Raw genomic sequence first — 1,004 nt, forward strand, 5'->3', positions numbered from 1 at the left:
GCGATGGAGCCTCCGGCCGCGATCAACTCGGATTCTACCCGTGACGAAGTTGTAAAATTGCTGCAAAGCCTGCAACCACTTAGCGAACATGATCTGCAGCATAATATGGTGCTGGGGCAATACACGGGCTCTCAGGTGCGTGGAGAGTCTCTGTACGGCTACCGAGAAGAAGAAGGTGTCTCACCTGACTCGAGAACCGAAACCTATGTTGCATTGAAAATGCAGATCAATAACTGGCGTTGGAGCGGAGTGCCCTTTTATGTTCGAACAGGTAAGCGCCTGCCGACACGAGTAACCGAAGTCGTCATTCATTTTAGGCCAACACCGCACCCCGTATTTGCCGCAAAGGCACCGAGAAATCGCTTGATTATCCGCATTCAGCCCGATGAAGGCATTGTGATGAAGTTTGGTTTAAAGAGCCCAGGGGCGGGCTTTGAAGCCGAAGAGGTTTCGATGGACTTTCATTATCAGGATCTGGGCGAGACGAAAGTACTCACCGCGTATGAGCGATTGTTGCTCGATGCGCTCAATGGCGACGCCACACTTTTTGCACGAAGCGATGCCGTTCAAGCCTGCTGGGAATTTGTTGAGCCCATACTAAGGTACAAAAATGACCACCATGATCCCGCTCTCTATGGTTATGCATGCGGAACATGGGGGCCTAAGGAGGCTTTTGACCTCCTGCAGAGGGATCAGCGTGAATGGCGTTTTCCGTGTAAAAATTTAGCCGATACCGATTATTGCGAGTTATAAAGGGCTGTTTCGATGTTTGAAATAAAAGTATTTGACGCGCCGCCTGAGCTCTTTGAGCAGGTAGCAGAGAAGTTAATGGCGTTCAGTTTTCGTGATAAACCTTGTCATGTCGCTTTGTCAGGTGGAAGTACGCCGATGGCCTTGTACCGTTTTATTTTGAACAGCCCTGTGAAAGACGGAATACAGTGGGACAACGTGCACTTTTGGTGGGGCGATGAGCGCATGGTTCCAGCGCTGAGTGAAGAAAGTAA

The 1,004-nt window shown here is 50.0% G+C and carries 2 protein-coding genes; both read left to right on the plus strand.

What is annotated here, in order from left to right; genetic code table 11:
- A partial coding sequence (locus tag A3751_RS19510; RefSeq protein WP_197466533.1) for a glucose-6-phosphate dehydrogenase occupies positions 1 to 753 on the plus strand: 753 nt, incomplete at its 5' end.
- A 12-nt stretch (positions 754 to 765) separates the two neighbouring features.
- Positions 766 to 1,004: 6-phosphogluconolactonase (locus A3751_RS19515; RefSeq protein WP_197466534.1), on the plus strand; the 239-nt coding region annotated here is incomplete at its 3' end.

The organism is Oleiphilus sp. HI0080, assembly GCF_001635135.1.